The organism is Pseudanabaena sp. UWO310 (assembly GCF_006861605.1).
In the GTDB taxonomy this organism is placed as follows: domain Bacteria; phylum Cyanobacteriota; class Cyanobacteriia; order Pseudanabaenales; family Pseudanabaenaceae; genus Pseudanabaena.
Genome location: NZ_SELU01000124.1, coordinates 1 through 1,157, shown reverse-complemented (window position 1 = coordinate 1,157; position 1,157 = coordinate 1). Strand labels below are relative to the sequence as shown.

Below are 1,157 nucleotides of genomic sequence, written 5' to 3'. Positions count from 1 at the left end.
GGTATCTTGAGCATCGTCGCAAATCTCCCATTGGTATTCAAGTTCTCTGGCGTGGTTGGTCTAATTTACGTGAACTTTGCCAAGGCTGGCTTCTTGCCCAAATTCATACTTAACGGGAAAAGTAAGAACCAGATCTATCCAAAAATTACAAAACCTCCCTGAGTAACGAACTCGAACAAAAATATGCTAATCGTTGATACTGGCTTTTTGTTAGCTCTGGCAAATCGGAAAGATGCTGCTCATCAATCTGCTACTCAACTATTTCAAAAACTAGAGAACGAAGAATTTATTACAACTTGGTGCGTAGTTACAGAAACCTGTTACCTCATGCAAAAAAGAGTGGGGATAGATGCACCAAAACTCTTCATCCGCAAAATTGCAGCAGGAATGGTGAAAATATTCGATCTCGATCCATTGTCCTCGTATCGAACAGCTTATGGAAAAATATTGAAACTTACCAATGGACTTAGCCGACGCTTCCCTAGTCATCCTCGCAGAAGAGCTAGGACATGGTCGTATTTTGTCCGTCGATTATCGAGACTTCAACACCTATCGCTGGAAAAATACAGAACCATTTGAAAATCTATTTCAAAAATAAACATCAGTAAATGCAGAATCGAAAATGAAACCTAACGCACTTAACATCTTTGCTCAACGCGATCGCATCATCAATGAATATCGCAGCTACATCGAAAGCTTTCTCAAAATCTCCGATCCGCGACTCAAAGAGTTTGTCGAACAGGAGTTAAACGATGGACATCTCTGGACACCACCCCTCCTGCAACTAACTCCCGAATATCAAAAAGGACGTACCACCAGCGAACTTATTGCCGCAGGCATCTTACATCCAGACTGTTCTCAATATTTCCGAACTGATAAAGGAGAACCCTTTCATTTTCGCTACCACCAAGAACAAGCCTTTGAAATTGTATTAAATGTCAAGGGTTTTGTCGTGACGCGACAGAATAATGTCGGGTAGTTGACGCGAAAGAGCAGTTCAGATCGCAAACATAAATTCGCGCCAAGAACCGATCGCCACGACAAGGTTAGATCGTTGAGAGAGAGCCACAAAAATGGAAAGTTAAGTTGACTGAGAGCGAGTAGAAGCAACCAGACGACGATAGCTATCAGACTTGATTTCGAGGATGACAGCGTGA

The 1,157-nt window shown here is 42.2% G+C and carries 1 protein-coding gene and 1 pseudogene; both read left to right on the top strand.

Translation table 11 applies throughout. The features are described from left to right. Window positions 1-183 precede the first annotated feature (183 nt). Window positions 184-598: pseudogene (locus PseudUWO310_RS22565) on the top strand (type II toxin-antitoxin system VapC family toxin). A gap of 24 nt (window positions 599-622) precedes the next feature. Next, a complete protein-coding gene (locus PseudUWO310_RS22560) occupies window positions 623-979 on the top strand; it encodes a hypothetical protein (RefSeq protein WP_143190601.1) in 357 nt (118 codons plus the stop codon). Window positions 980-1,157: the final 178 nt, after the last annotated feature.

What these genes read in the sequence shown, in the direction of transcription:
- PseudUWO310_RS22560 (WP_143190601.1), top strand. Translation starts at nt 623, where the DNA reads ATGAAACCTAACGCACTTAACATCTTTGCTCAACGCGATCGCATCATC.